Source organism: Selenomonas sp. oral taxon 138 str. F0429 (assembly GCF_000318175.2).
GTDB lineage: Bacteria > Bacillota > Negativicutes > Selenomonadales > Selenomonadaceae > Centipeda > Centipeda timonae.
Genome location: NZ_KB290955.1, coordinates 5,593 through 6,628, shown reverse-complemented (window position 1 = coordinate 6,628; position 1,036 = coordinate 5,593). Strand labels below are relative to the sequence as shown.

Sequence of the window (1,036 nt, the reverse complement as noted above, 5' to 3'; positions counted from 1 at the left end):
ACATCTGAGGTGTGACTTCATCGCCCCACCACGTCTCATCCGAAATCTCACCATCAAGGAGAAGGGTTCGCTTCTCTCCCTCGTTTCGCACCCAGTTCCAAAATTTACGTTTCATCACTTACTCCCTTCTGCCTAGCGGCAAACAGCCCTGCGTCCCTCAGTTTTGTCATGTTCCCGTTGATGAGGTACAGATCGCCGCCCTCGTCTGCTTCGATGGGATTCATGTCCTCAAGACTGCGGATGTCGTTCGCCGAGAGCCATCCGTTCTGTCGCCCGATGGCATATCCCTCCATGCGGCTCTTGTAGTCTCCGCGCAAAAGCCCGTCCACCTTGAAACGGATGAAATATTCCTTCCGCTCCCTATCCGTAAGCAGGGCTTTCTGCAGCGACTGCTCCCAGCGCACCACCCACGGATTCAGCGTGTACTTCACGAACTCCAACGACTGCTGCTCGATGTTGTTGAAGCTGGATTTCTCCAAATCCCCGACCATATGCGGCGGCACACGATAGAGACGTGCAATCTCGTCAATCTGGAACTTCCTTGTTTCAAGGAACTGCGCCTCCTCCGGCGGTATGGCAATCTGCTGATACTTTACGCCCTCCTCGAGGACGGCGATCCTGCCCGTGTTCATCGTACCGCCGTAGACTGCGTGCCAGCTCTCACGGAGCTTCGACGGGTCTTTCAGAACGCCCGGATGCTCAAGCACGCCGCCCGGACGCGCTCCGTTCTTGAAAAATGCCGCGCCATACTCTTCCGTTGCCAGAGCGATGCCGATGGCATTCTTTGCCATAGCAATAGGTGAATACCCAACAAGTCCGTCAAATCCGAGTCCCGGAATGTGAAGTACATCCTCACGTCGCAGACGAATCTGCCCCTTGTCCGCAAAATTCGGATTCTCCTCCGTGCTTCGCGTATAGGTGTAGTAAAGCTCACCCGTGCGACTGTCACGGCTGACTTCCATCTTGTCCGGAAGCAGCGGATAAAGTCCGAGAACACGTCCTCTGCCATCCCGCAAAATTTGTGCATAAGCATTCC

Annotated in this window: 1 protein-coding gene and 1 pseudogene; both read right to left on the bottom strand. The window is 55.0% G+C overall.

Annotated features, from left to right (window positions below; all coding sequences use genetic code 11):
- A pseudogene (locus HMPREF9163_RS12630) lies at positions 1 to 115 on the bottom strand (Clp protease ClpP); the annotation flags it as partial.
- The coding region (locus HMPREF9163_RS11355; protein WP_009441954.1) for a phage portal protein at positions 105 to 1,036 on the bottom strand (932 nt) is incomplete at its 5' end. The pseudogene HMPREF9163_RS12630 and the gene HMPREF9163_RS11355, both read right to left, overlap by 11 nt.